Source organism: Algimonas ampicilliniresistens (assembly GCF_030159955.1).
In the GTDB taxonomy this organism is placed as follows: domain Bacteria; phylum Pseudomonadota; class Alphaproteobacteria; order Caulobacterales; family Maricaulaceae; genus Litorimonas; species Litorimonas ampicilliniresistens.
In genome coordinates, this window is record NZ_BSNK01000001.1 from 1,107,124 (window position 1) to 1,132,316 (window position 25,193).

At 55.2% G+C, this 25,193-nt stretch carries 19 protein-coding genes; 10 read left to right on the top strand and 9 right to left on the bottom strand.

Annotated elements, in window-relative coordinates:
- Nucleotides 1-84: 84 nt before the first annotated feature.
- A complete protein-coding gene (locus QQL54_RS05155; RefSeq protein WP_284388291.1) occupies nt 85-2,226 on the top strand; it encodes a penicillin acylase family protein in 2,142 nt (713 codons plus the stop codon).
- Here QQL54_RS05155 and alr read toward each other — a convergent pair.
- Both alr and eda read right to left on the bottom strand, forming a co-directional pair.
- Complete coding sequence (gene alr, locus QQL54_RS05160; protein ID WP_284388292.1) at nt 2,205-3,494, bottom strand: alanine racemase; 1,290 nt, start codon at nt 3,492-3,494, stop codon at nt 2,205-2,207. The two genes, QQL54_RS05155 and alr, sit on opposite strands and share 22 nt — an antisense overlap.
- A 42-nt stretch (nt 3,495-3,536) precedes the next feature.
- Nucleotides 3,537-4,145 (bottom strand): bifunctional 4-hydroxy-2-oxoglutarate aldolase/2-dehydro-3-deoxy-phosphogluconate aldolase, encoded by a 609-nt coding sequence (gene eda, locus QQL54_RS05165; RefSeq protein ID WP_284388295.1) that lies wholly within the window; start codon nt 4,143-4,145, stop codon nt 3,537-3,539.
- 175 nt (nt 4,146-4,320) lie between these two features.
- On the opposite strand from eda, the gene QQL54_RS05170 reads away from it, so the two are divergent.
- From QQL54_RS05170 to QQL54_RS05195, 6 genes are all read left to right on the top strand, one after another.
- Complete coding sequence (locus QQL54_RS05170) at nt 4,321-5,331, top strand: LacI family DNA-binding transcriptional regulator (protein ID WP_284388297.1); 1,011 nt, start codon at nt 4,321-4,323, stop codon at nt 5,329-5,331.
- A gap of 110 nt (nt 5,332-5,441) precedes the next feature.
- Nucleotides 5,442-6,968, top strand: a complete 1,527-nt coding sequence (zwf, locus tag QQL54_RS05175; RefSeq protein WP_284388299.1) for a glucose-6-phosphate dehydrogenase — start codon at nt 5,442-5,444, stop codon at nt 6,966-6,968.
- A complete protein-coding gene (gene pgl / locus QQL54_RS05180; RefSeq protein ID WP_284388301.1) occupies nt 6,968-7,681 on the top strand; it encodes a 6-phosphogluconolactonase in 714 nt (237 codons plus the stop codon). Before zwf ends, pgl begins: the two co-directional genes overlap by 1 nt.
- 1 nt (nt 7,682) lies before the next feature.
- Nucleotides 7,683-9,530 carry a phosphogluconate dehydratase gene (gene edd / locus QQL54_RS05185; protein ID WP_284388302.1) on the top strand — a complete coding sequence of 616 codons (1,848 nt, stop codon included), beginning with the start codon at nt 7,683-7,685 and terminating at the stop codon, nt 9,528-9,530.
- A 52-nt stretch (nt 9,531-9,582) separates the two neighbouring features.
- Nucleotides 9,583-10,533: a glucokinase gene (locus QQL54_RS05190; RefSeq protein ID WP_284388304.1), complete on the top strand. Its 951-nt coding sequence runs from the start codon at nt 9,583-9,585 to the stop codon at nt 10,531-10,533.
- Nucleotides 10,533-11,531 (top strand): SMP-30/gluconolactonase/LRE family protein, encoded by a 999-nt coding sequence (locus tag QQL54_RS05195; RefSeq protein ID WP_431355926.1) that lies wholly within the window; start codon nt 10,533-10,535, stop codon nt 11,529-11,531. Before QQL54_RS05190 ends, QQL54_RS05195 begins: the two co-directional genes overlap by 1 nt.
- Nucleotides 11,532-11,538: 7 nt before the next feature.
- Here the strand turns inward: QQL54_RS05195 and QQL54_RS05200 are convergent, their stop codons facing one another.
- The 3 genes from QQL54_RS05200 to QQL54_RS05210 all read right to left on the bottom strand — a co-directional run bounded on the left by QQL54_RS05200 (nt 11,539) and on the right by QQL54_RS05210 (nt 16,841).
- The gene (locus QQL54_RS05200; RefSeq protein WP_284388308.1) at nt 11,539-12,279 is read right to left on the bottom strand and encodes a DsbA family protein; all 741 of its coding nucleotides are present in this window, start codon (nt 12,277-12,279) and stop codon (nt 11,539-11,541) included.
- Between the two features lie 57 nt (nt 12,280-12,336).
- The gene (locus tag QQL54_RS05205) at nt 12,337-13,788 is read right to left on the bottom strand and encodes a M48 family metalloprotease (protein ID WP_284388310.1); all 1,452 of its coding nucleotides are present in this window, start codon (nt 13,786-13,788) and stop codon (nt 12,337-12,339) included.
- A gap of 95 nt (nt 13,789-13,883) precedes the next feature.
- Nucleotides 13,884-16,841, bottom strand: coding sequence for an Rne/Rng family ribonuclease (locus QQL54_RS05210; protein WP_284388313.1), 2,958 nt, complete (start codon nt 16,839-16,841; stop codon nt 13,884-13,886).
- 387 nt (nt 16,842-17,228) lie between these two features.
- Here QQL54_RS05210 and QQL54_RS05215 point away from each other — a divergent pair, with 387 nt between their 5' ends.
- The 3 genes from QQL54_RS05215 (at nt 17,229) to prfB (ending at nt 22,088) form a co-directional block, all read left to right on the top strand.
- Nucleotides 17,229-18,038, top strand: a complete 810-nt coding sequence (locus QQL54_RS05215) for an N-acetylmuramoyl-L-alanine amidase family protein (protein ID WP_284388315.1) — start codon at nt 17,229-17,231, stop codon at nt 18,036-18,038.
- Nucleotides 18,039-18,149: 111 nt separating this feature from the next.
- Nucleotides 18,150-20,951, top strand: coding sequence for a penicillin-binding protein 1A (locus tag QQL54_RS05220; RefSeq protein ID WP_284388318.1), 2,802 nt, complete (start codon nt 18,150-18,152; stop codon nt 20,949-20,951).
- A 23-nt stretch (nt 20,952-20,974) separates the two neighbouring features.
- A protein-coding gene (gene prfB / locus QQL54_RS05225; protein ID WP_284388320.1) for a peptide chain release factor 2 occupies nt 20,975-22,088 on the top strand; the annotation gives its coding sequence in 2 pieces (ribosomal slippage) (nt 20,975-21,043 and nt 21,045-22,088; 1,113 coding nt in all).
- Nucleotides 22,089-22,140: 52 nt separating this feature from the next.
- Here prfB and QQL54_RS05230 read toward each other — a convergent pair.
- The 4 genes from QQL54_RS05230 to bcp form a co-directional block, all read right to left on the bottom strand.
- Nucleotides 22,141-22,584 carry a bactofilin family protein gene (locus QQL54_RS05230; protein ID WP_284388322.1) on the bottom strand — a complete coding sequence of 148 codons (444 nt, stop codon included), beginning with the start codon at nt 22,582-22,584 and terminating at the stop codon, nt 22,141-22,143.
- Entirely contained in the window at nt 22,574-23,788 is a 1,215-nt protein-coding gene (locus QQL54_RS05235; RefSeq protein ID WP_284388324.1) for a M23 family metallopeptidase, read from the bottom strand. The genes QQL54_RS05230 and QQL54_RS05235 overlap by 11 nt, the downstream gene beginning before the upstream one ends.
- Before the next feature lie 106 nt (nt 23,789-23,894).
- Entirely contained in the window at nt 23,895-24,701 is an 807-nt protein-coding gene (locus QQL54_RS05240; protein ID WP_284388326.1) for a ferritin-like domain-containing protein, read from the bottom strand.
- A complete protein-coding gene (gene bcp, locus QQL54_RS05245; protein WP_284388331.1) occupies nt 24,691-25,164 on the bottom strand; it encodes a thioredoxin-dependent thiol peroxidase in 474 nt (157 codons plus the stop codon). The genes QQL54_RS05240 and bcp overlap by 11 nt, the downstream gene beginning before the upstream one ends.
- Nucleotides 25,165-25,193: the final 29 nt, after the last annotated feature.

Here is a 25,193-nt window from a genome sequence, read left to right on the forward strand (position 1 = left end):
TCCTTCGGATGAAGCCTAAGCTTTTGTGACGCAGGCATCAAATGCAACCTTGCCGCCGCGCCCATTTATGGCAATGCAGCGATCATGAAAAAGTTTTTCCTTGGCCTGGCTGCCCTACTTGTCGTCGGTTTTATCGGTGGAGCCATATATCTTTGGACGCCGAGCGCGCCGAAATTCGATGCAGATGCGGCACGTGCCGAAGCGCAAACCTACAACGCCCGTATCATCCGCGATGGTTATGGTGTCCCACATATTTTCGGTAAGACGGACGCCGACGCGCATTTCGGTTTTGCCTATGCTCATGCCGAGGATAGCTGGGAAATCATGGAAGAAACGCTACTCGCCGGACGCGGCATGGCGAGCCAGTATCGTGGACAGGCGGATGCCCCAGCCGATTACCTCTATGACCTGTTCCGAGTTGAGCAGGCGGTCGCGGCCGGTGATCTTGGGATTCCTGATGATGTCCAAGCAATTATAAAGGCTTACGCCGCAGGTCTAAACTCATTTGGCGCGGATTATCCAGAGCGAGTGACCCCTGGACTGCTTCCGGTGACGGAGGACGATGTGAATGCGGCCGTGATGTGGTTGACGCCGTTTTTCTATCGCCTGGATGGTTATCTAGAACCGTTGTTTAGCGAAACAGACGCCCCGCAAGTGTCGCCGTGGCAGCAGCAATCGAGCCTGAATTTGGATGAGGTCGTTCGCGGTTCGAACGGATTTGCGGTTGCGCCGTCACGCAGCGAAGATGGGCACACACGCCTTGTGGTGAACTCCCACCAACCGATGAAGGGGCGTTATGCGTGGTATGAGACGCATCTTGTCAGCGAAGAGGGCCTCAACATTGCGGGCGGAACATTTCCGGGAACGCCCGTGGTCCCGCAGGGTATTACGCCCAACACGGCATGGACCCATACTGTCAATCGGCCAGATCTGATCGATATTTACAAGCTGGTCGTCGACGATGAGGATGATCCGCAAACCTATCAACTGGACGGTAAATGGCGCGAATTTGACCGGGGTGAGTCGCGCTTTCGGGTGAAATTATGGGGGCCATTCTCTCTGCCGGTGAAATGCGATGCGCTCTGGTCAGAGCATGGTCCGGTTCTTTCGACACCGAATGGGCATTTCGCGCTTCGTTTCGCGGGCCTCGGTGAAACAGCGTCTGTTGAACAATGGTATCGCATGGCGAAGGCAAGCAATCTTGATGAATGGCGTGCGGCGCTCAACATTAACGGCGTGTTGTCCTTCAATATCGTCTACGGAGATCGTGACGGCAATATTGGCACGATCTATAATGGTCGCATTCCAGACCGGATCGAAGGTCCAGATTGGTCAGAAATCCTGCCCGGCGATGATAGTCGTCTGATCTGGAATGGTTTCCGGGATGTCTCAGAGCTTCCGCAGCACTGGAATCCAGACTGTGGCTGGTTGTTCTCGGCCAATGCCACGCCATTCATGGTGACGGATCCGGCATGCGATAATGCCCGTGAAGACTTCTCACCGACATTTGGCATTGAAGATCGGATCACCAACAGGTCTCGTCGCGCGATTTCACTGTTTACGGAAGATCTCTCAATCACCCGCGACGAACTGCTCACTTACCGCGCTGACGCGATGTATGATCCAGAATCAGACCTGATGCAGCTCGTTGTCGAATTGGTCGCGATGCCTAGCGAAGATGAGACCGTGAAAGCCGCTCAGGACGTTTTACGCAACTGGGACGGCAGTGCTGACCAGACGTCCCGTGGCGCCGCGCTCGCTGTCATCACGGGCGTTCGGACTTTAGGTTATGAATATACGGATGAGGCGGACGCGTCTCTACATGTCCTTAAGACTGTGGCAGCTGAGCTAAATACGGCGTTCGGGCGAATTGATCCAGAGTGGGGTGAGGTGAACCGTATTGTCAGAGGCGACGAGAATTGGCCGTTAGATGGGGCACCTGACGTGTTGCGGGCCATCTATTCCGACAAGGACGGAGTTGCGAATCTGGGATATCTGGACGCTTTTGCCGGGGATACGCACATCATGGTCGCGGATTGGGCGCCGGATGGGACGTTAAGGGCCGAGAGTATTCATCAATACGGTGCCGCGACTGTGGATGAGAACTCCCCGCATTTCGACGATCAGGTCGAGATGTTCGCCAAGCATCAGTATAAAACGATGCCGATGACGTTGGATGAGGTCCTCGCCGTCGCGGCGGAGGATTATCGCCCCGGAGAGCGCTGAGGCCGGCTCCCGCCAGGTTTACGCGGTCCACCCGGTCTACGTGTGCCACTTGGTTTGCGTGGACCACCCGGTTTCCGAGGGCCAGACGGTTTGCGGTGGGACGGTTTGTGACCGGTTGATTTTGAGTCTGTAGCCGTAGTCTCAGGCGCCCCTTTGTCTTTGTCGTTTCGCGGCTTCCAGTAATCGCGGCGCACCCGCTGGCCGAGCCGGACCAAAAGCTCATAATTGATGGTACCCGCAGCTTTGGCCTGCGCTTCCAGCCTGTCACCCAGAAAGACCACGACGCCACCAACTTGCACGGGCATGTGCAGATCTGTCACGTCCACGATGGTCAAATCCATCGATACGCGACCGACGATCGGAACGTCTTCATCATGAATGACGGCGTGGGCGACATTCGACATCGAGATCGGCACACCGTCCGCGTAACCCGCTCCAACGGTCGCCAGACGCATGTCGCGCTTGGCAATATGCGTCGCATCATAGCCGATACACTCGCCAGCCTTGACCTCATGCAGTTGCAAGATGGGCGCGAGGAGCTTCACAACCGGTTTGCTAACCTCTTGCCCCGGCTTATCGGTGGCCATACCGCCATAGAGGCCGATGCCCGTACGGATCATTTGGAAATGATAATCCTTGCCCAAATAGGCGCCTGCCGTATTAGCGAGGCTGAGCGGTGTAGGTGGAAGTGTTGCAGATAAAGCTTTGAAAGTTTTGAGTTGTTCTGCGTTAAGCGGATGGTTGGTGATTGACGCGCAAGCAAGATGGCTCATGATCCATTCCGGATGGAGCGCCCGCCACAAGGCTTTGTCGCTGGCCAGCATTGCGACCTCTGCGGCAGGCATACCGAGCCGGTTCATGCCCGTCTCAATATGGATCGCCGTATAGGGCGGCTCATTGGTTTCGCGCGCTATTTCAGCCCAATACCGGGCTTGGCCGATTGAGTTGATAACGGGTTTCAGCTTTGCGCCCAGTAGCGCAGCTTTATCGCGAGGGGCTGGCCCATTTAGAACATAGATCGCACCATTCGGACCGATCGCCTCACGAAGCAGTTTCCCTTCGCCCGCAGTCGCGACGAAATAGATGCGACACCCCGCACCATAGAGTGCGCGGCCGACAGATTCGACGCCGAGTCCATAGGCATCGGCTTTCACAGCGGCAGCCACCTTGGCGCGCGGGGCTAGACCCTTAAGGGCGTCGTAGTTGGCCTTAATCTGCGCGAGGTCGATGCGCAGGGTCGGTCGGGTGGAATAGGGCGGTAGGCTCATGTCAGCGCGCGTAGGGCTGCATCACGCCGAATGCAAGGTGAGCTACAGCGCTGTTGCCAGCTTGGCATTGCGGGTGATGGCAGCCCAATCGCGCTTTGCCAGCGAATCTTTGTCGGCAACCCAGGACCCGCCGACACAAACAACGCTGGGTAGATCAAGATAACGGCGGACATCGTCGCGGCCAATTCCGCCTGTGGGCATAAAAGAGAGCTGTGGCAGCGGCCCACCAATGGCTTTGAGCGTGGAGACTCCGCCAGCGGCTTCTGCCGGGAAGAATTTCACTGTCTCATAGCCGCGTTCAATCATGGCGACGGCTTCGCCGACTGTACTAATACCGGGCACACAGGGCACGCGGTTTGCCTCAATTGCGTCGGCCAGACGCGGTGTTGTGCCTGGGGTCACGATGAAATCGACCCCGATTTTAGCGCAGCGTTCAACTTGATCGGTGCTGATTACTGTACCGACGCCGAGCATAATGTCGTGATCGGCATCCTTGAGCGCCCTAACAACGTCCAACGCATTGGGTGTTCGCAGGGTGAGTTCGATGACCTCAATCCCGCCGTCTATCAATGCATTGGCGAGCGGAACTGCATCGCTCGGATCATCTAATGCGACAACTGGCACAACTTGGGACTGCCGAAGGCGCATCATGTCCATAATCTATCCTCAATCAGGCCAAGGGCATGACAGGCGCCCAAAGTCGGGAAGGGGGCTAGGGTCGCTTGACACCGCTGTCAACGCCGCCGCAGTAAGGTCTATAAAGCGAATGGAGCGGCTTCGAGTCTCGAAACGCAATCAGGCTAAAGGATCAGGGAACGTATAGGCCATGAAAGCGACCATCACCGATGTGGCCAAACAAGCGGGCGTCTCGATGAAGACGGTCTCGCGCGTGTTGAACAATGAACCCAATGTCGCGAAGGCGACTCGCGACCGGGTCATGGAGGTGGCGGCCAGTCTCCAATATCGACCCAATTTGGCGGCTCGCGGGCTTGCCAGCTCGAAATCCTATCTGATCGCACTGCTCTACGATAATGCCAGTGCGAGCTATATTACCAATATCCAGCGCGGCGCGATCGAGGCTTGCAGACGCAATGGCTATCATTTGTTGCTTGAGCCGATGCCCTATGAGCAGGCGAATAGTCCAGAGGCCGAAATTCTGTTGGGGCGCTTGGGTGTTGACGGCGTGATTCTAACCCCTCCGCTGTCGGATTCGGTTGTTCTTAGAGATATTCTGCGCCGTTTGGACATGCGCCATGTGGCTGTCGCGCCGAATAAGATGGATGACGTGCATGCCGTTCGGATGGATGATGCTGAGGCGGCCTTTCAGATGACAACCTATCTGATCGAGCAAGGGCATCGCGACATTGGGTTTATTCTAGGTCACCCTAACCATGGGGCAACTGCGTCCCGTCGCCTTGGCTTTGAAAAAGCGCTCAATGAAGCGGGGATAAAGCTTAATGAAGACTGGATCAGTGCGGGCGATTTTTCGTTCCGATCCGGGGTCCAAGCCGCTGAGCATTTGCTGTCCAACCCTGATAATCGACCGACCGCGATTTTCGCGTCCAATGATGACATGGCAGCTGGCGTCATGAGCGTGGCGGGACGTCTGGGGATTTCGGTCCCTGAAGCTCTGAGCGTTTGTGGGTTTGACGATACACCGATCGCCCAAATCATCTGGCCACAACTGACAACAGTGGCGCAGCCGATCCACAAAATGGGTTTCAAAGCGGCGAGTATTCTCATCAGCCGGGATAACCCGGATGATCCGAAAATTTGCACGCTCGATTTCGAATTGATCATTCGGGAATCTACGCTTGGCGGACCATTGTTAAAGTGACGCTGTTCATCATCTGCAATTATTGACAGCGCTGTCAGTCTGCATCATAAGATTGTGGTTCATTGTGCAGGATTTCAGTTCATTGCGCGCATGTTTCATGGGGACGTTTCTTGGCCGATCGCGATCCGAAAATGGATGCTGATGTGGACACCGCCGAAGAGGCGGGGCGTTCAGCATTCGTCCCGGTTAAGCCGTTCGAACTCGTTGTCTTCGGAGCTACGGGTGACTTGGCGCGGCGTAAGCTTCTGCCGTCTTTGTACCACCGCTATTGCGATGGCCAGATCCCGAAAAATTCTCGCATTATTGGTGTCTCTCGGTCAGATTTGAGCCGTAAAGATTTCATCAAACTGGTTGAGGATAGTTACCACGAGTTTGAGGAAGACCCAGATCTCGACAAACACTGTTTCGCAGAGTTTGCGAGTATGTTGGATTATGTGTCGATCGACGTCACTAAAAAAGACGCTGACTGGACCGAACTTGAGGCCCGTTTGGATGGGTCGGCTGAACTCATCCGCATTTTCTATCTGGCAATGCCGCCGCGCCTATTCGTTCAGATTGCTCAAGGGCTCCAGGGGGCCGGTCTCGCGCATGATAAAAGCCGGGTTGTTCTAGAGAAGCCGCTCGGCAAGGATTTTGCCTCTGCGGACGAAATCAACGAAGGTGTGGGCCGGGTTTTCGACGAAAACCGGATTTACCGGATCGATCATTATCTCGGCAAAGAAACGGTTCAAAACCTCATGGTTCTGCGCTTTGGCAATATTCTGTTGGAGCCTCTGTGGAACAGCCGGGCGATTGAGCATATCGAAATTACGGTGGCTGAAAGTATCGGTGTTGGCGGTCGCGGTGGCTATTACGATAGCTCTGGCGCGCTACGTGATATGGTTCAGAACCATCTATTGCAGCTATTGTGTCTAACCACGATGGAACCGCCAGCCTCGATTGATGCTGATGATCTCCGCACTGAGAAGATCAAAGTGCTGCGGGCACTCAAACCGGTTACTGCCGCGGATGTGAAAGAAACGACGGTTCGCGCGCAATATGTGCGCGGGCAGGTCGATGGCGAAACGGTGCAGGACTATCTGTCTGACGTTGATGCCGATGCGTCAAAGACCGAGAGTTTCGTTGCGATTCACACGGAAATTCAGAATTGGCGTTGGGCGGGTGTGCCGATCTACATCCGGTCTGGTAAACGCATGGCGAGCCGGCGCTCTGAGATCGTCATTCAGTTTCGTCCAGTCCCGCATTCTATCTTCGGTGATTCAACTAAGGTTGACCCAAACAAGCTGGTGATCCGGCTGCAGCCCGACGAAGCTGTAACGCTCTGGATGGAGATTAAAGAGCCTGGGGCAGGCGGATTGCGGCTTAAAACTTTGCCTCTGAACTTGTCTTATGCCGACAATTTTACTGTCCGCTATCCTGACGCTTATGAGCGGCTGCTTCTGGATGTGGTGCGCGGAAATCTATCGCTGTTCATGCGTCGCGATGAGGTCGAAGCGGCGTGGCGTTGGGTCGACGGTATTATCGATGCGTGGGAAGAGGTGGATCAGCGGATCAGCTTGTACCCGGCGGGCTCTGACGGCCCTGATGCGGCGCATTTTATGCTCAAACAACTCGGCGACGCTTGGTCGGAAGCCTGATGGGCTCGACTGACCTCAGACTATTTCAAGATACGCCGTCGCTGGTTACAGCGGCGACAGATCATCTCTCTATGATCCTCAGTGATGCCCTCGATCAGCGTGGTCGAGCCAGTGCAATGTTATCCGGCGGGTCTAGTCCCAAACCTGTCTATGAACGTTTAGCGCAGCAACCGCTCGCCTGGAACGGCGTTGCCATCGGCCTAGTTGACGAACGGTGGGTCCCAGCGGGCAAACCCGGATCGAACGCTGATTTCATTCGCGGGTGCTTTGCGGACTCCCCGGCGGAGCGCGCTCATTTTGTCCCTCTATTCAATGGTCACGCCTCAGCTACCGACGGGCTTGAAGCTGCAGAGCAAGCCTTGGCGCTTATGGCTCAACCTTTCGATCTCTGTGTTCTGGGTATGGGTATGGACGGCCATACAGCCTCCTGGTTTCCCCGTAGTGGCGGTCTTGAAGCCGCGCTCGATCCGAACTCCGAGGCTGTCGTGACCGCTATCGACGCGACGGGATGTGAAGTGGCTGGAGATCATACGGACCGCATGACCTTGACCTATGCCGCCGTCGCCGCATCGAAACATGTCGTTCTTCTTTTGCCGAGTGCCGCAAAATTGGCTGTCTTTAACGACGCCATGACACGCGACGTGCTGGACGCGCCCGTTAAGGCGCTGCAATCGCTTGGCGACCGACTGACACTCTTTGGCCTGGACACCTGACATGAGCGTGAAAGCCGACCTGCAAGCTGTAACGGACCGGATCATTGAGCGATCCGCGGCAACGAGGTCCGCTTATCTAGAGGATTGCCGGGCGAATATGCGGCCCGGTCCACGCCGTAGACGACTCTCAGAAGGCAATATCGCGCACGCATCGGCCGCATGTCCAGTGCTCGAAAAGACAGAATTGCTGGGCGCGCGTTGGCCCAATATCGGCATTGTCACCGCCTATAACGACATGTTGTCGGCACATCAGCCGTTTGAACGCTTCCCTGAAATCGTGAAACACGCGGCCCGTCGGAACGGGGCAACGGCACAGGTTGCAGGCGGCGTCCCGGCTATGTGTGACGGCGTGACCCAAGGCCAAGACGGAATGGAGCTATCGCTCTTTTCGCGTGACGTTATTGCCCGTTCGACGGCGATTGCGCTGAGCCATGATTGCTTCGACGCGGCTATTCACCTCGGTGTTTGTGATAAGATCGTCCCCGGACTCCTGATCGCGGCGCTTCGCTATGGCTATCTGCCGCATATCTTTGCCCCCGCTGGCCCGATGCCGTCCGGTATTACGAATCCTGAAAAGGCGAGAGTGCGTCAGCAATTCGCCGCTGGTGAGGTCGGACGCGATGTTCTGTTAGCGGCTGAAGCGGCCAGTTATCACGCGCCCGGAACGTGCACGTTCTACGGCACGGCCAACACCAACCAGATGTTGATGGAGATTATGGGGCTGCAACTGCCCGGTAGTTCGTTCATCCACCCCAACACGCCTTTGCGCGATGCGATGACGGCGCAGACGACTCGGCGTGCCGTCCAAATCACCAATATGGGCGATGAATTTACGCCAGCCTGTAACGTTATTGATGAAAAGGCGATTGTGAACGGCCTTGTCGGATTGATGGCAACGGGCGGTTCTACCAATTTGACCATCCACCTTTCAGCGATTGCGCGAAGTGCTGGTATCCTGATCAATTGGGATGATTACGCCGATATTTCTCACATCGTCCCGTTGATTAGCCGCATCTACCCCAACGGTATCGCTGACGTGAACCACTTCCACGCGGCAGGCGGCATGGCTTATCTGATCGGCGAGCTGATCGGCGCAGAGCTATTGCATACGAATGTGACGACGGTCGCAGGCGGCGACGGTCTGATCGAATATACGCGCGAACCGATCCGCAACGCTCATGCCGAGGCAGACACAGTGATTTTCCGACCGGGGCCAACAGACAGTCTCGATCATGAGGTCCTGACGACAGTCGCCAAGCCATTCCGTCCGGATGGAGGCTTGGCGCTGATGGCTGGTAATCTGGGGCGCGGTGTTATGAAAGTGTCCGCTGTTAAGCGTGACAATTGGTTGGTCGAAGCCCCAGCCATCGTCATTGATGATCAAAATGACTTGATGGCCATGCATAAGGCTGGTGAGCTGGAACATGACTTTGTTGCTGTTTTGCGGTTCCAAGGCCCCCGGGCCAACGGCATGCCCGAACTCCACAAACTCACGCCAGTTCTTGGCTTATTGCAGGATAAGGGGTTTCGCGTCGCCATTGTCACAGATGGGCGCATGTCGGGCGCATCTGGCAAAGTTCCCGCCGCCATTCATATGCACCCTGAAGCGCTCTTGGGGGGACCGTTATCAAGGGTCGAGACCGGGGACATGATTCGGGTCGATCCGGCTAATGGGTCTGTGTCTGTTTTAGATGTCGATTTGTCACAACGAAAAGCGGCAGAAGCGCCCGTTCGAACCAATCTTTCGGGTCTTGGGATGAATATGTTTGCGCCTCAGCGTGAAGTGGCGTCTGACGCCGAAAGCGGAGCCTCAACATTAGGGGATATGGATAGGATGACAGAGACCTAGTCGGTCGATCAACTGTCACCATCCAAACAAAAGAAGAGTTAGGGGAGCCTCAGTGGATCAAACACTTGTCGGGGATGTCGGTGGGACAAATGCGCGTTTCGCGCTGGCCGAACGAACTTCCCAAGGCACGATCGAACTGCACCATTCCAACCGGTACGCCGTTCGTGACTTCAGCAATTTTAACGATGCGGTCTCAGCTTACCTGACCGGAATTGGTGCGAAACCGAAACGCGCCGCGTTCGCTTTTGCGGGCCCGAAATTCGATGATGAAATCCGCATGACAAATGTGGATTGGATCGTGTCGGAAGAAAATTTGATGAACACGTTTGGCTTTACAGAAGCTGTCGTTCTCAATGATTTCGTCGCTATGGCCAATGGGGCCACTGTCATTCCCGATGATGGTTTCCAGACGCTGATTCCGGGTAAGGTCAACTACGCCAAACCCGTGGCCGTGATGGGGCCGGGGACGGGTTTGGGTCTATCTTGCATTTTGCCCGGACGTCCGCCGAGGATTGTCCCGACAGAAGGCGGACACTCGGCATTCTCTCCCCAATCTGAGATGGAGATTGAAGTGCTGCGCTATTGGACCGGGCGTATTCCCTTCGTCTCCGCCGAAGCGCTGATTTCTGGGCCGGGCCTGTTCCGACTCTACACCGCACTCTGTGCGATCCATGGCGAGACCCCGATTTGCACGAAGGAAGACGAAATTGTCGCGGCGGGACAAGCCAATCCGAAGTCCATTGCGCGACTTTGCGTGAAGAGTTTTTGCGAAATGCTGGGCACATTTGCGGGGAATGCCTGTGTGACATTGGGCGCGTCGGGCGGTGTTGTTTTGGGCGGCGGAGTGTCTCGCCATATTGCCCCGTTCATCCAAGAATCAGACTTTGAAAGCCGCTTTCGCGATCGTGGGCATGGGGCTTGGTTTATGACAGACGTGCCAGTTCGATTGATCCAAGCGCATTTCGTGGCGCTTTATGGCGCGGCTGCGATGGTTTTAGGATGATGGTTATGTTGCGTGTTCTACCTCTTCTGCTTCTCGGTGCATGCGCCGCGTCACCGACAATATCCTATCCCAACATCGGATCAGTTGAGGCGATACAGGCAGGTATTTTACCTGCAGACGCATTGCCAGAAGACCTTGGTGGGGCGTTCGGTTGGTCTGAGGGTCCGGTCTGGATTGAGGACGGGTACCTGCTGTTCACAGATGTGCCGGGGAATACGATTTGGAAGTTCAGCGATCAGGACGGATTGTCAGTGTGGATGCAGCCCTCTGGTGCTGACCCGGTCGCGGATTACACGTCGAGTCCTGGAGCGAACGGTCTTCTCGCCTATAAGAACGGAACGATCCTCGCGCCAGATCATGGCAACCGGGCGCTCTACGTTCTGGACTTGGACACGCAGGAAAAAACACTCCTTGCCGATCAATATGAAGGCCAACGCTTTAATTCGCCCAACGACGTGGTCGTGCACGCATCTGGAACGATGTTTTTCACCGATCCGCCCTATGGCTTGAAAGATCAAGACGGCAGCTCGGCTAAAGAGATCGGGTTTAATGGGGTCTATGCGTTACAATCTGATGGATCAATTACGCTGATTGATGACCGTTTAACGCGGCCGAACGGCATTGTATTATCGCCAGACGGGACCACGCTTTACGTCTCGAATTCCGATCCAGCAGACGCAAAATATATGACATATCCGGTCGGGTCTGATGGATCTGTTGGCGAGGGCCGTCTGTTTCTGGATGTCACAGCGTTGCTGGCTGAAGAAGGCTTCGGTAATCCGGACGGTATGGCCGTCGCGAAAGACGGTACAATTTTCGCGACTGGGCCTGGTGGTGTGCTGGTTCTGTCACCGGACGCTGATATTCTCGGCACGATCCGGACTGGAAAGCCTGTTGCCAACGTCGCCTTTGGCGACGCTAATGGGCGCACGCTCTATATGACCAGTCAGGATCGGCTCACCCGTATTGAAACCTTGAAAACGGGCTTGGAGTTTTAGCGAGCGACTAGCCTTCGAGCGCTGCGTCGAGAATCGTTTGTAGCTTGGTCAGGTTCGCCCCGGACACGAACTCGTCATTCACGATGAAGAACGGCGTTCCGGTGAGGGCTGGAATCTTATTGCCAAGCGCGAGCGTGTCTTCAATCTGACGATCAATCGCAGGATCGGCCATATCTTTCTTGAGTTGATCTGCGTCGAGACCATTGTTCTTCGCGATCTGCATCACGCGGGATTCGGTCAGAGACCGTTCACTCATCAGAGCGAAATGCATCTTCTTATATTTGCCTTGTCGAGCGGATGCGAGGGCTGCACGCGCGGCCATGTAGGATGTTCCATCCCGACCCGTCAGAACCGGGAGTTCCTTAAACACGACACGAACATCATTAGGATGTTTGCCTAATGTCGTTTCGACCCAATCGGTCGACCGTTTGCAGAAGCCGCAATTATAATCGAAAAATTCAACCAACTGCACTTTAGCGTCTTTTGGGCCGATCGAATAATCGCGGGGGTCTTTGAAAATCTGATCGGACAGATCAGCAATCGCGTCCCGACTATCTTGAACTTCTGCCAGAGCTTCCTTGCGGTCGAGCGCAATCATCGCTTCGCGCAAGATTTCAGGGTTTTCCAACAAATAAGCGCGGATGATTTCTTCGACATCTGACTTGGACATGTCGCCAGGTCCAGCTTGGGCACAGGCGGCCAAGCCAAGTATAGACACGGCCGCAACGGTACGGATGAGGTGCTTCATTGAATTTCCAGTTGGTCTGTTTGTTGGCGGCCCTTTAGGCCGAAACAATAAAAATATCTATGGCCAGGACGTAGACCCGGCGCGACGGCTTGATGGCGTAGATTGTTCAGAGGATGAAGTTACAGTGAAGGGCTTGCCGCGACGCTGATTTCGGCGTTTCTTGTCCAGCTGCGCTTCAGCGACGACGATAATGTCAGACGCCCGTCGCCATTGTGGAATGTCGCGCGGTAAATCCTGCTGCGCCCGTCCAGCAAAGGAGCGCGCGGAGTCTAAGTCTCCCAACGAATAAAACCGCTCTGCCGATGCGTATTTGGCCAAGGCATCTTGATTCTGCTGACCATAGGCAAGCGACAAGAGATACCAGCCATGAGAGTAGCGTGGCTCAACTGTCAGCGCAGATTTCAACAACGTGATGGCCCGTTCAACTTGTCTGTCTTCCTGCGTTTCAATGAGGGATTGGGACAGGGCAACTTTAAGAAGGATCGCATCGGGCTTTAGCTCTAAAGCGCGCTCGGCTGACGGCAGGGCCGCAGAACGCTGCCCGGATTCATAGAGAATTTGCGCCTTTAGCTCATGAAAGTAGGGGTTTTCGGGCTGTTCTTCGATCAGTGAATCGATCTCTTTGATGGCACTATTCATGTCAGCCGCGCGGAATAGAGCGACCGAGCGCGCATATCGCGCTGGCAGGCTTTTGTCGGTGAGCGGATAGCGATTGAAAACCATTTGTGGTGCGTCGAGGAAACCTCGCAGCTTAGCCTGCATCATGGTGTGGCGCTCTATGTCCTCGTCTGAGTCCAATACGTCGACGAAGGGACTCTCAGCGACGCGCTCCCGCAACTTGTCGATCCGATTGGCTGAGAGGGGGTGAGAGCGGAAATATTCGTAACGACGGCTATATGAGAGAACTTCTTGGACCCGGAAATTATCGAAGAAGTCGATGAGACCTTTGCCGGACTGCCCCGTCGTTTCGAGGAACTGGGCAGCGTATTGATCAGCGGATGACTCATTGACCCGAGAATAAGCCAGGGCTTCGACCGCGCCAAATTGCTGCGCGCCGCCAAGAATCGCAGCACCAGCGGCACCTTCACCGGCCAAGATCGCAGCCAGTCCAACACCTGCCGCCAGTAGCATGGCACCATAGGCTGAACGATTTCCATAATCGGATCGAACTATGTGACCGCCAACAATGTGTCCGGCCTCATGGGCGATCACACCCTTGAGTTCATTCGGCGTTTCCGCCTGCAAAATCAGGCCGCTATGTAAGAAAATGTTTTGCCCGCGGGTGACGAATGCGTTCAATTCCGGATCATTGACGAGGTAGATGTCGACAGAGCGGGGGCTTAGACCACCCGCGCGGAGGAGGGGGTCACTGAATTCCCGAAGGGTCTCCTCAATCTCCGTATCGCGCAAGAGACCTTGCGCTTGGGACTGCGCGACCAACAGAGCCGCGATCATGAACCCGCCAAAAAGGCGAGCCATTAGAGTGGAGAATGTACGGGACGCAGTCATAGTTGTCTTGTTCACCGCGCCCCGCATGGGGTCAAGTTAAGCAGGGGTCACGTTTCAGTGTGTTTACCTGCCGTTCAGTTTCCGATTGAGCTGGATTATTCCTTACCCATCAAGCGATCGATCAATCCCCGTTTGCGGCGCGGCGGTGCCTTGCGGCGGCGCGCGCCAGCGTCCTCACCCGACTCAGTCGGTTTAGCGGGCGCTGCTTGAGGCGCAGGCGCGTCCACGGGTTTTGGCTTGGCTGGCGCTTTTCGAGCCCTCGGTTTGGCTTTCGGAGCATCTGACTCCGCTTTGGGCGTATCGGCTTTAGCGGCTGCCTTTTTAGGGACTGGCTTTTTAGGAGCCGCCTTTTTTGGAGCCGCTTTCGACGCTGACTTTGGGGCTGCCCGCTTGCGCGCCGGTTTAGGCTTAGCGTCGCCATCCGTGTCATCGGACTTGGCCGGTGCTTTGGCGGCCGCGGCTGCTTTGGCTGGAGCCTTGCGACGACGTGCCGGTTTTGGAGCCTCTTCTACAGCGTCGGTAGCAGTCTTGGCCTTCGCAGGTGCCTTGCGCCGAGTGGCAGGTTTCGCTGCTGCAGTGTCGTCTGCCTTTGCGGTCTTAGCTGGCGCGCGGCGACGAGGCTTGGGTTTGTCCTCCGTGGCGGAGGCGTCCGTGCGTTTCGGTGCAGCACGACGACGTTTAGGCGCGGCCTCTTTTACAGGGGTGTCCGTCTCAACGCTGTCTGTTTTAGCTTTGGCTGGTGCCCGCCGACGGGCTGGCTTGCTGTCTTCAGACTTTGTGTCCGCATCCTCAGACGCCTTATTCCGTGACGGTGCACGGCGGCGACGTCCCGGCTTAGGCGCTTCGGCCTCAGGCTTGTCTTCAGACTGAACCTTGACGGCATCGTCCTTGGTTTCAGCAGTTGATGCAGACCCCGCTTTAGTTGGGGCCTTGCGACGGGACGAACTGCGGCGTTTGCTAGGCGCAGCTCCATCCTCAACCTTGTCTGAGCTCTGCTCGACCGCATCACTAGACTCTGTCGCGGTCTCGGCATCACCGGATTTGGACGGTGCACGACGACGGCGACGGCGACGAGGTTGCGAACTGTCGTCAGACTTAGTTTCGGACGCGTTCTCATTTGCTGCTATATCCTCATCATCAGACTTTTCATCTGATGATTCAGTGTCTTGAGGGCGCTTCTTACGATTGCGTCCACCGCGACGACCGCGACGGCGACGGGGTTTGCTGTCACCGTCTTCGTCACGTGCTTCGGTTGTTTCGGCATCAGTGTCGTCGTTTTCAGACTCGTCCTCATCATCGCGTTTCGTCGCTTTCGCTTTGGCGCGATCATTCTCGGAGCGTTTGGTTTCTTCCTGAAGATCCTTCTCAATCTGAGTCAGTGGGTCTTTACGACTATCGTTGCGTTTCTCAGCGACTTCGATTGTGAAGGCTGGGCGGATCAGGCTGTCATCATGTTCAACGATGGTGAATACGTCGGCGTTCTCATCAACTTTGGTGAGCAGGTCGCGTTTTTCATTCAACAAATAGAGCGCCACGTCCGGCGGGCATTTCAGGCGAATTTTCTTTGCCTTGCCCCGGATCGCAAATTCTTCGACGGCGCGGATTGCCGCGAGAGCTGCGCTCTCAACGGTCCGTTTTCGGCCGACACCGTCACAGTGTGAGCAAGTTGCGGTTGATCCTTCCAGCAGAGACCGGCGACGGCGCTGACGGGAGATCTCCATCAGGCCGAATTGGCTGATACGAGAGGTTTGGATACGCGCACGGTCACGTGACAGCATCGACTTCATCTTATTTTCGACGGAGCGGTTGTTTTTGCTTTCGTCCATGTCGATGAAATCGACGACGATCAATCCCGCGAGGTCACGCAGTCGCATCTGACGCGCGAGTTCCTCGGCGGCTTCTAGATTGGTCTTGAGCGCTGTGCGCTCAACATTGCGCTCTTTTGTCGAACGGCCCGAGTTCACATCGACAGAAACCAAGGCTTCCGTCGGGTGAATGACAAGATAGCCCCCGGATTTTAACTGCACGGTTGCGTCGAGACTGTTCTCGATCTGGCGTTCGACGTTAAAGCGTAAGAAAAGCGGGATCACATCATCATAGCGTTTCACGAATTTAGCGTGACTCGGCATGAGCATCTTGATGAAGCTTTTCGCGTTTTTATAGGCGTCTTCGCCTTGGACCAGCACTTCTTCGATGTCTTTATTGTAGAGATCCCGGATCGACCGTTTCACGAGATTGCCTTCCTCGTGGATCAGGTTCGGCGCGACGGATTTCAAAGTCGTGTCGCGGATTTCGTCCCAAAGACGCGACAGATAGCTGTAGTCACGTGTGATTTCGGCCTTAGTGCGTTTAGCCCCTGCCGTCCGAACGATCACACCCATGCCTTGCGGCACAGAGAGTTCGTCCATGACGGACTTCAGGCGCTTGCGATCCGCGCCATTAGGGATTTTGCGCGAAATGCCACCACCGCGCGGTGTATTGGGCATCAAGACGCAATAGCGTCCCGCCAATGACAAATAGGTTGTCATGGCCGCGCCCTTATTGCCGCGTTCTTCTTTGACAGCTTGGACCAGAAGGACCTGACCGCGTTTGATGACTTCTTGGATTTTGTAGCGGCGGCGTCGCATCTGTTTACGTCGCTGGCTGGCAACTTTCACCTGTTCGTCGGCGACTTCGGCATCGTTCTCATCGGACGCGTCATCTTCGTCAGGGTCGAGGTTTTCATCTTCCTCAACCTCATCATCATCATCTGAATCCTTAGAGAGAGCTTCTTCATCCTGCTGTTGCAGGGCGAGCTTATCCTCGTAGGGAATCTGATAATAGTCGGGGTGGATTTCGGAAAAGGCGAGAAAGCCATGCTTATTGCCGCCGTAATCAATGAAGGCGGCCTGCAGCGATGGTTCTACACGGGTAACTTTGGCAAGATAGACATTGCCACGAATCTGGCGCTTGTGGCGCGATTCGAAATCAAGCTCGTCGACGCGGCTCCCATCGACGATCACGACCCGGGTTTCTTCCGGGTGGGCGGCGTCGATCAACATACGTTTTGTCATGAAATTCTCCTGCGGCCCTCGCATAAGTCTGCGGCGCGTCACCACGATAAATCGTGGGGCGTCCTCGCAGGTTGGGGCCAGTTGTAAGGGTGATGAGGTGGGCGCGCGCGGGCAAAATGACGATGTCTTTTCGGGACAAAACTGTCAGCCTCGCACTGCGCATAAAATCTCTCAGATAGGGTGCAGGACGATCATCGCCTTGTTCCCAATTCCGGTCATAAACGAACTGTTTCATGTGAAACAACATTGCATCCGGATGGATCGTCACTGCCTTAATTCGCGTCAGTGTGCAAAGCATTTGTCAGCAAGCCATGAGATGGCCACTTTTCCTGAGAATAGCAGCATCCTCTAAGGCTTTCTTCACCCTGTTGCGAAAGACTCACCTGCATGTCGATCCGAGCTATCATTGCTGCGTGTCTTTTTTCGCTCTGCGCGATGCCTGCGCTGGCTTCAGGCCCACGCTATTTCAAGGATTCGGTGCCTTACCCAAGACTAAAACCGTCGCCGACTGTTGTGGTCGCGCTTCCGCTCATCGTGATCGACCCGGGTCATGGCGGCCGCGATCCTGGGGCGATTGGTCAGAAGGGGTTGCTAGAGAAAACCGTCACAACGGCTGCCGCCAAGGAATTGAAGGCTTTATTAGAAGCGACGGGGCGATACAGGGTCATCCTAACGCGTGGAACAGATACATTCGTTGAACATGATGACCGTTTGCGCATCGCGCGCGAACGACAGGCCGATCTGTTTATTTCGATCCATGCTGATTCGACGAAAAGCCGTTCGATTCGCGGGGCGTCCGTCTATACTCTCGCGGATAGGGCCAAGAACCGTAGCAAACGGATCGTCAATAACCAGAACTGGATCATGGATGTAGATCTCGCGACGCAAAGTGACTCTGTGGGCGATATCCTTGTCGATCTGGCGCAGCGCAGCACAGAGACTCAATCGGAAGCCTTTGCCGATATCCTCTTGTCCAATTTATCCGGGAAGACGGCCTTAGTCGGGAATTCTCACAGGCGTGCAGGTTATTATGTCTTACTGGCGCCAGATGTTCCGGCGGTTCTTCTCGAACTAGGCTTTCTGTCCAATGTGAATGATGAGCGCCTGCTGAAAACGAAATCGCATCGGACAAAATTGATGAAGGCCGTGCGGCTTTCGGTCGACGATTATTTTTCTGGCCCCGGACGCCGGGGATAGGATCTGGGAATAGAAAAAGCAAGGTGAGGGATATTTCAATCTTCCTATTCTGTGCAAAATCAGCACAGCTAGACCTCGACCTCGCCTTATTTCTCGTTAGACCGTCTTATTGTGACTGAGCTGATCCAAGATAACCCCGACTTGTCGGATGATGCCCCTAAAGGGTCGCGTCGCGCCCTTTACTGGAAGATCGCGAAGTGGGTTCTGATCGTCGGCACAGTCCTCGCCGTCATCTTGGCTGTTGCCCTCTCGGCCTGGCTCATCCGCTCGACCAAAGACCTACCCAGCGTCAAAACTCTGTCGGAGTATAAGCCCGCTGTCATGAGCCGGGTCCATGCCGGAGATGGTAAACTTATCAGTGAGTTCCGGACGGAAGCGCGTGTGTTCGTTCCGATCGAAAGTGTGCCGATCAAGCTACAGCAAGCCTTTGTCAGTTCCGAGGATAAGCGCTTTTACACGCATAATGGCTGGGATCCGATTGGTCTGACCCGCGCTGTTATATCCGTCCCTGGCAAAAAGCTAAAAGGGCAACGGGTTGGTGGCACGTCGACAATCACGCAGCAGGTCGCGAAGAATTTCCTCGTCGGTGACGACTATTCGATGAAACGGAAGATTCGCGAGATCGCCATTGCGCGTCGGATGGAGAAGGCCCTTTCAAAGGGAGAGATTCTCGAACTCTATCTCAACGACAACTATTTTGGACGCGGTGCTTATGGCGTCGCCGCCGCAGCTCTGAACCATTTCGGCAAAGAGATGGATGACCTGAGCGTTGGTGAGATGGCTTATCTGGCGCTGGTCGTAAAAGGGCCCGCCAATTACGAGCTTGATGACCCGAAAGAATATGCCTCAGCGAAATCGCGTCAACGTTATGTCCTCGATCGTATGGCTGAAGATCGCTATATTTCGCAGGAAGACGCTGATGACGCCTATGAGGCTCCACTGGAGTGGACGGACCGGCTGACAGGCGCGGAATATCTAGCCGCTGAATATTTTGTCGAAGAAGCACGGAAGCAGATTTTTGCCATGTACGGCTCTGACGAGCTGTATTCCGGCGGTTTGTCGATCCGCACCACGCTCGATACCGACATGCAGCTGGCCGGACGCCGAGCCCTGCGTCGCGGGATTGAGATGTTGGATCGGCGCATGGGTTGGCGTGGCCCACTGAAGAATATCGAAAACATCCGCGATTGGGCGACAGAATTAGACGCGTTCACAGCGCCTGTAGGCGTGGGTGATTGGCGTATTGCGGTCGTCCTTGAACGCGAGGCGACATCAGCCAAACTCGGCTTTGTCATTGAGCTCGATGAGGGCATCACTGACGCCCCTACTGACGACCAAGCTCCTGTAACAGAAACGGGGACCCTGGATCTCTCGGATATTCAGTGGGCAGGCAAGTCGCTCTCAAATGGACGCCGGGGAAATGCGCCGAGTTCTATGGCCGAGGTTGTCTCCGTCGGGGACGTCATTCTGGTGGAGCCTCATCTGGAAAAAGAGGCCGGTTATAATCTCCGACAAGTGCCTGATGTGAATGGCGCGCTCATTGCAATGGATCCGCATACGGGTCGTGTGAAAGCATTGATCGGTGGTTATAGTTTTGAGCAAAGCCAGTTTAACCGGGTCACGCAAGCGTACCGCCAGCCCGGTTCGTCGTTCAAACCCTTTGTCTACGCCGCTGCATTGGGCGAGGGATTCACACCCGCATCCCAAGTCCTCGACGCGCCCTTTGTCGTGGAACGGTTCGACGTCCGGTGTTTCGAGAATGAATATGGTGTGCTGGAGCTCCGGGCCTCAAGCGATGATCGGTCTAGCCCGGCACGTAGCGATGAATGCGAACGATTCTACAAACCCGAAAACTACGATGCAGGCACATATTACGGCATGTCGACCTTGCGATTGGGCATTGAGAAATCGCGCAATGCGATGACGGTCCGCCTGGCTAACGACATCGGTATGCAGCCAATTATGGAGATTGGACGTAAGTTTGGGATTTACGACAATCCGCGCTCTGAACTGGCCTGGGCTTTAGGCGCCGGTGAGAGCAACCTCCTGCGGATGGCGACAGCTTACTCAATGATGATCAATGGCGGGAAGCGGGTTGTTCCGAGTATTCTTGACCGTGTCCAAGACGGACGCGGGGAGACAATCTTCGTCAATTCAGATGTGGTGTGCGCCGATTGCCAACAGGATGAATATATGGGTCAAGCGCCTCCGATATTGCCGGATATACGCGATCAAATCATCGATCCGATGACCGCCTATCAGATGAGCTACATGATGATCGGTGTCGTTGAAAACGGCACTGGCGCGAAGCTGCGGGCATTGGGGCGACCGGTTGGCGGCAAGACTGGGACGACTAACGATTCCAAGGATAACTGGTTCATGGCCTTCACGCCTGATCTTGTCGTAGGGGTCTATGTGGGCAAGGATACGCCCGAACCCATGGCCCGCGAAACGGGGTCGACATCTGCTGTGCCAATCGTGCTCGATTTCCTGACCGAAGTGTTGGACGGCGAGCCGACTGTCCCGTTCCGCATTCCGGACGGTCTCACCCTAGCCCCTGTCAATCGGAATACAGGCGAGCCCAGCTTTATCGGCGCGCCCGATGTGATTTTGGAGGCGTTTAGGCCAGGCACGGAACCACAGGTCGGGTCGCTCGTCAGGACCATCCGCATTGGATCAGGGAGTGACACATTCGGCTCCGGCTTTTTCGGCAGCGGTGATGTGCTGGACGGCACTGTTCCCGCTGACCTTGGTGAAGGACCGAGCGACCCTCAGCTTGGACCGGATGATCCAGCCTTTGTGCCGATTGGTCCCAACACACCAGACAGTGATAATCTGACGCCTAAGCCTAATGAGCCGAAGGAAGAGCCCGAACCTGAACCTGTACGCGATCTGGACGACGGTCTCTACTAGATAGACGATATAAGGAATTCCCAATGCGGGCTGATATTGAACAGCTGAAATCTGAAATCGAGCAGTCAGTTGAACTGCTAAGGAGGCGTCTTTGACTGGGAAACCAGTGAACGCCGCTTGGCTGAGCTGAACGCTCTCGCCGAGGATCCGACCTTTTGGGACGATGCCCAGAAGGCGCAGACACTGATGCAAGAACGCGCCAAATTGGAGTCTGCGTTTGACGCTATCAATAGCATCACGTCTAATCTGGCTGATAATGTCGAATTGGCTGAATTGGCCGAGATAGACGACGACACATCGCTCTTAGACGAGGCTGCCAAAGCGCTCGGTAAAGTAAAAGATAAAGCGGCCGCGGCGGAGCTAGAAGCGCTTCTGTCCGGTGAAGCGGACGGAAATGATTGTTTCGTCGAAATCCATCCCGGCGCAGGGGGCACAGAGGCTCAGGACTGGGCCGAGATGATGATGCGCATGTATTCACGCTGGGCCAATGCGCGCGGCATGAAGGTTGACGTCTTAGAATATTCAGACGGCGATGAAGCCGGCATCAAATCCGTGACGTTGAAATTCAAAGGGCCGAATGCCTTTGGTTGGATGAAGACCGAATCTGGTGTCCATCGTCTCGTGCGGATCAGCCCGTATGATTCCAGCGCGCGTCGTCACACAAGCTTTGCCAGCGTTTGGGTCTATCCAGAGATCGACGACACGATCGACATCGACATCAATGAAAGCGATTGTCGTGTAGATACTTACCGCGCGTCTGGGGCAGGGGGACAGCACATCAACAAGACTGACTCGGCGGTTCGTATCACGCATGAACCGACGGGCATTGTTGTGCAGTGTCAGAGTGATCGCAGCCAGCATAAGAACCGTTCCCAAGCATGGGATATGCTTCGGGCCCGGCTTTATGAGCGCGAGTTACAAATCCGAGAGGCTGAGGCTCAAGCACAGGCCGATGAGAAGTCAGAGATTGGCTGGGGTCACCAGATCCGATCTTACGTCTTGCAGCCCTATCAGATGGTCAAAGATCTGCGCACAGGCGTAGAGACATCGGACACGCAAGGTGTGCTGGACGGCAAGATCGATGCGTTCATGGCAGCCGCCTTGTCCGCCCGCGTCGGTGATGAAGACCAGGCATAAAAAAACGCGCCTTTGGGCGCGCTTTTCATCAGGCTGAACCATGTGATCCTATCTAGGCGGAGATTTGCGTCGCTTTGATTGGTGTCGGTGTGGTTGACTTACGCGCGCACTTTCCATCGAAAAACGCACCGTTGGCAATAATCAGCTTATCTTGAATGAGGTCCGCTTGGACGTTGGCTGTTTCTGACAGCTCAATGCTGGATGCGTCGATCTTCCCCGTGACTTTACCCCGGACAATAACGCTGGTCGCGACGACCTTGCCGTTCACCGCACCATGTTCGCCAACCATAATCCGACTCGCAGTCAGATTGCCGTCGAGGCGACCATCAATTTGAACTTCGCCGTCCGTCTTGATGTCACCGGTAATGACAAGGTCTTGGCTGAGAAGAGACGGGACGGCTGGTGTACGAGCGACAGTTGGGGCCGATCCAGACTTCTTCTGGGTAGCCGCATCCGCCGAGGACGCCGACGACCCTGAGGAAGATTTACTGAACATAGAGTCCTGCCTTGAGGAACTTCTTCGGATCGAACGGACGACCTTGGAAGTGAACTTCATAATGAAGATGCGTGGCTGTACTCCGCCCCGTCGATCCCATGCCCCCCAGCTCATCCCCCTTTTCAACGGTCTGGCCGCGCTTGACAAAGGTTTTCTTCAGGTGGGCATAACGGGTTACGAAACCATGCCCATGATCGATCTCGACCACGCGTCCATAGCCTCCCTTAACGCCAGAATAGATGACGGTTCCAGACGCAGTGGCGACAATGGGTGCCATCGTTCCGCCAATAAAGTCGAGACCCTCATGGAACGTAGGGCGCTTGGTGAAAGGGTCACGACGAACGCCAAAATGAGATGTCATAACGGTTTCATTCTTGACGGGATGACCCAACGGCATGGCCTCGACAACTTTCGCCAGCGCTTCCGCTTCGTAAAGACGGGCCTGAATCGTTGTCACGCGCGGCTGAAAAGCGCCATCAATCATTGGTGTGGAGAAACCTGACAAGGGTATAAAAGGACCGCCCTGACCTTGAGTGCCTTGTTCGAGCACAGTTTCGACTTCCATATCCGTCGTTTCGATCAAGGCACGGTTAAAGTCGATGGATTCAAGAATGTCTGCCTCAGCGGAGATGAGGATGTCATTCTGTGTATCATCGAGGGAGGCGAGGGAGCGATCAATCGGTAGCCCGGTTGAGATTTCATGACTGGGAATGTACGCGCGGCGGGCGACTCGGTCGACATTATCACGACGTGTCGGCGCCATGATGATTTCCGCTTCAGCAAATTTGAGGGCGGGCTCAGCCCCAACTGTTGGAACAGCGTCTGTGCCGACGATCTGTGACAGCGTATTATGTTTAGCTTCGATGTTTGCCGCCATAAGCTCAAAGCTCTGGCGTTGTTCCGTCAATAAGAGTTCAGCGTTTTCGACTTTGGCTTGGCTATCGGCGAGTTGACGTTCGTAGGTGGCTTCCAGTGCAACGATGCGCTCATCAGGGTTGCCAAACAGAGACAATCCAAACATCGCATTGAGAAGAGACATGACGCACCAAAGCGCCATGACAGCGATCGCGGTAACGATAGCGACCTGCAAGCGGGTCGTGAGGTTGTAATAGGTAACCTCGCCGCCGGACCGCAGATATATCTGCCGTTCAGGAAATGTTTGAAGGATGCGCGTGCGCACATCCCCAATAACGTCACTAACCATGATTCCCCATCCGGCTTTAATCCCTCGATGCTTACACCATAGCCGCCCCCAAGCCGTAAAGAGCTTTTGCCATTCGGTAGGGTTAACAGACCGTTAATAATTCAGATTAACCCGATAAATCCTTATAATAAGATAAGGGAAACCCGGCTTTCTCGCGTGCATCTACATTAAAGGGCCGGCGAAGGTGGTTGCCGAAAAATTCTTGGACCATTCGCTTGAAAAGCGAATTTGGCTCTAAATCGCGTTTTTCGGCCACATGTCGCAGCCAGCGCATGCCGATTGCGACATGACCAATCTCCTCCTCATAAATGATTTGAAGCACGGCTGCGCTCTTTTGATCACCCGCTTGAATGAGCTTTTCGATCATGCCGGGCGTTACATCCAGACCCCGCGCTTCAAGCACAAGCGGCGCAATCGCTAAGCGTGCGGCAATGTCGCTGCGCGTATTCATGGCCGCATCCCAGAGACCGCCATGCGCCGGGAAATCGCCATAGGCGAAACCCAACTCATTCAGCCGATCGCAGACCATCACGAAATGCCGCGCTTCATCGTCACAGACCGAGGACCAATCTACAATAAAGTCGTCGCGTCGATCAGAGACGTCGGCCGCGTCTGCGAAGCGAGCGATCATGTCCGCCGCGAGATCAATCGCATTCAATTCAATATGCGCAATAGCATGCAACAGGGCGGCACGTCCTTCGACAGAGCCCAGTCGGCGCCGCGCGAGTTGCTTCGCTGGGACAAGTTCAGGACGGTCAGGCCGTGATGGGTAATCAGGCGGTTGTGGACCATCAGTCGAAGCTCCGCCCAGGTTGGACTTGAGAATCGACTGACGGAACGCGCGCGCTGCGGCGGCTTTCTTATGAGGATCGCCTTCGGTCAGCACCGAAAGCGGGGTGAGGCTAGCCTGCATGATCGCGGACCGCTTCGACCACAGCCTCAACATGACCTTTGACCCGGACTTTGGGCCAGACTTGCAGGATATTACCGTCGGAGCCGATCAGAAAGGTTGAGCGCACGATCCCCATGTAAGTTTTGCCGTAGTTTTTCTTTTCGACCCACACCCCATAATCCTCCAGCACATCGCCCGCCTCATCAGAGGCTAGGCGGAGGTCGAGCTCATGTTTCGCGATGAATTTGTCGTGTTTGGCTGGAGTGTCCTTCGACATGCCTATGACGACCGTGTTGAGCGCTTCAAGCTCTGTCTTGGCTTCAGTGAATCCAATGGCTTCCTTGGTGCAGCCCGGCGTGTCGTCGCGTGGATAGAAATAGAGGATCACGTTCTGACCGCGATAATTGGATAGGCGGATATCCTCGCCATTATCGCCGGGTAGGGTGAAATCTGGAGCCATGTCTCCGACTTGAAGTTGCGACATTGTCGACCTTTCCAACTGAAATTTAAGTG

What these genes read in the sequence shown, in the direction of transcription:
- QQL54_RS05155 (WP_284388291.1), top strand. Translation starts at nt 85, where the DNA reads ATGAAAAAGTTTTTCCTTGGCCTGGCTGCCCTACTTGTCGTCGGTTTT.
- alr (WP_284388292.1), bottom strand. Translation starts at nt 3,494, where the DNA reads ATGAGCCTACCGCCCTATTCCACCCGACCGACCCTGCGCATCGACCTC.
- eda (WP_284388295.1), bottom strand. Translation starts at nt 4,145, where the DNA reads ATGATGCGCCTTCGGCAGTCCCAAGTTGTGCCAGTTGTCGCATTAGAT.
- QQL54_RS05170 (WP_284388297.1), top strand. Translation starts at nt 4,321, where the DNA reads ATGAAAGCGACCATCACCGATGTGGCCAAACAAGCGGGCGTCTCGATG.
- pgl (WP_284388301.1), top strand. Translation starts at nt 6,968, where the DNA reads ATGGGCTCGACTGACCTCAGACTATTTCAAGATACGCCGTCGCTGGTT.
- edd (WP_284388302.1), top strand. Translation starts at nt 7,683, where the DNA reads ATGAGCGTGAAAGCCGACCTGCAAGCTGTAACGGACCGGATCATTGAG.
- QQL54_RS05195 (WP_431355926.1), top strand. Translation starts at nt 10,533, where the DNA reads ATGGTTATGTTGCGTGTTCTACCTCTTCTGCTTCTCGGTGCATGCGCC.
- QQL54_RS05200 (WP_284388308.1), bottom strand. Translation starts at nt 12,279, where the DNA reads ATGAAGCACCTCATCCGTACCGTTGCGGCCGTGTCTATACTTGGCTTG.
- QQL54_RS05205 (WP_284388310.1), bottom strand. Translation starts at nt 13,788, where the DNA reads ATGACTGCGTCCCGTACATTCTCCACTCTAATGGCTCGCCTTTTTGGC.
- QQL54_RS05210 (WP_284388313.1), bottom strand. Translation starts at nt 16,841, where the DNA reads ATGACAAAACGTATGTTGATCGACGCCGCCCACCCGGAAGAAACCCGG.
- QQL54_RS05215 (WP_284388315.1), top strand. Translation starts at nt 17,229, where the DNA reads ATGTCGATCCGAGCTATCATTGCTGCGTGTCTTTTTTCGCTCTGCGCG.
- QQL54_RS05230 (WP_284388322.1), bottom strand. Translation starts at nt 22,584, where the DNA reads ATGTTCAGTAAATCTTCCTCAGGGTCGTCGGCGTCCTCGGCGGATGCG.
- QQL54_RS05235 (WP_284388324.1), bottom strand. Translation starts at nt 23,788, where the DNA reads ATGGTTAGTGACGTTATTGGGGATGTGCGCACGCGCATCCTTCAAACA.
- QQL54_RS05240 (WP_284388326.1), bottom strand. Translation starts at nt 24,701, where the DNA reads ATGCAGGCTAGCCTCACCCCGCTTTCGGTGCTGACCGAAGGCGATCCT.
- bcp (WP_284388331.1), bottom strand. Translation starts at nt 25,164, where the DNA reads ATGTCGCAACTTCAAGTCGGAGACATGGCTCCAGATTTCACCCTACCC.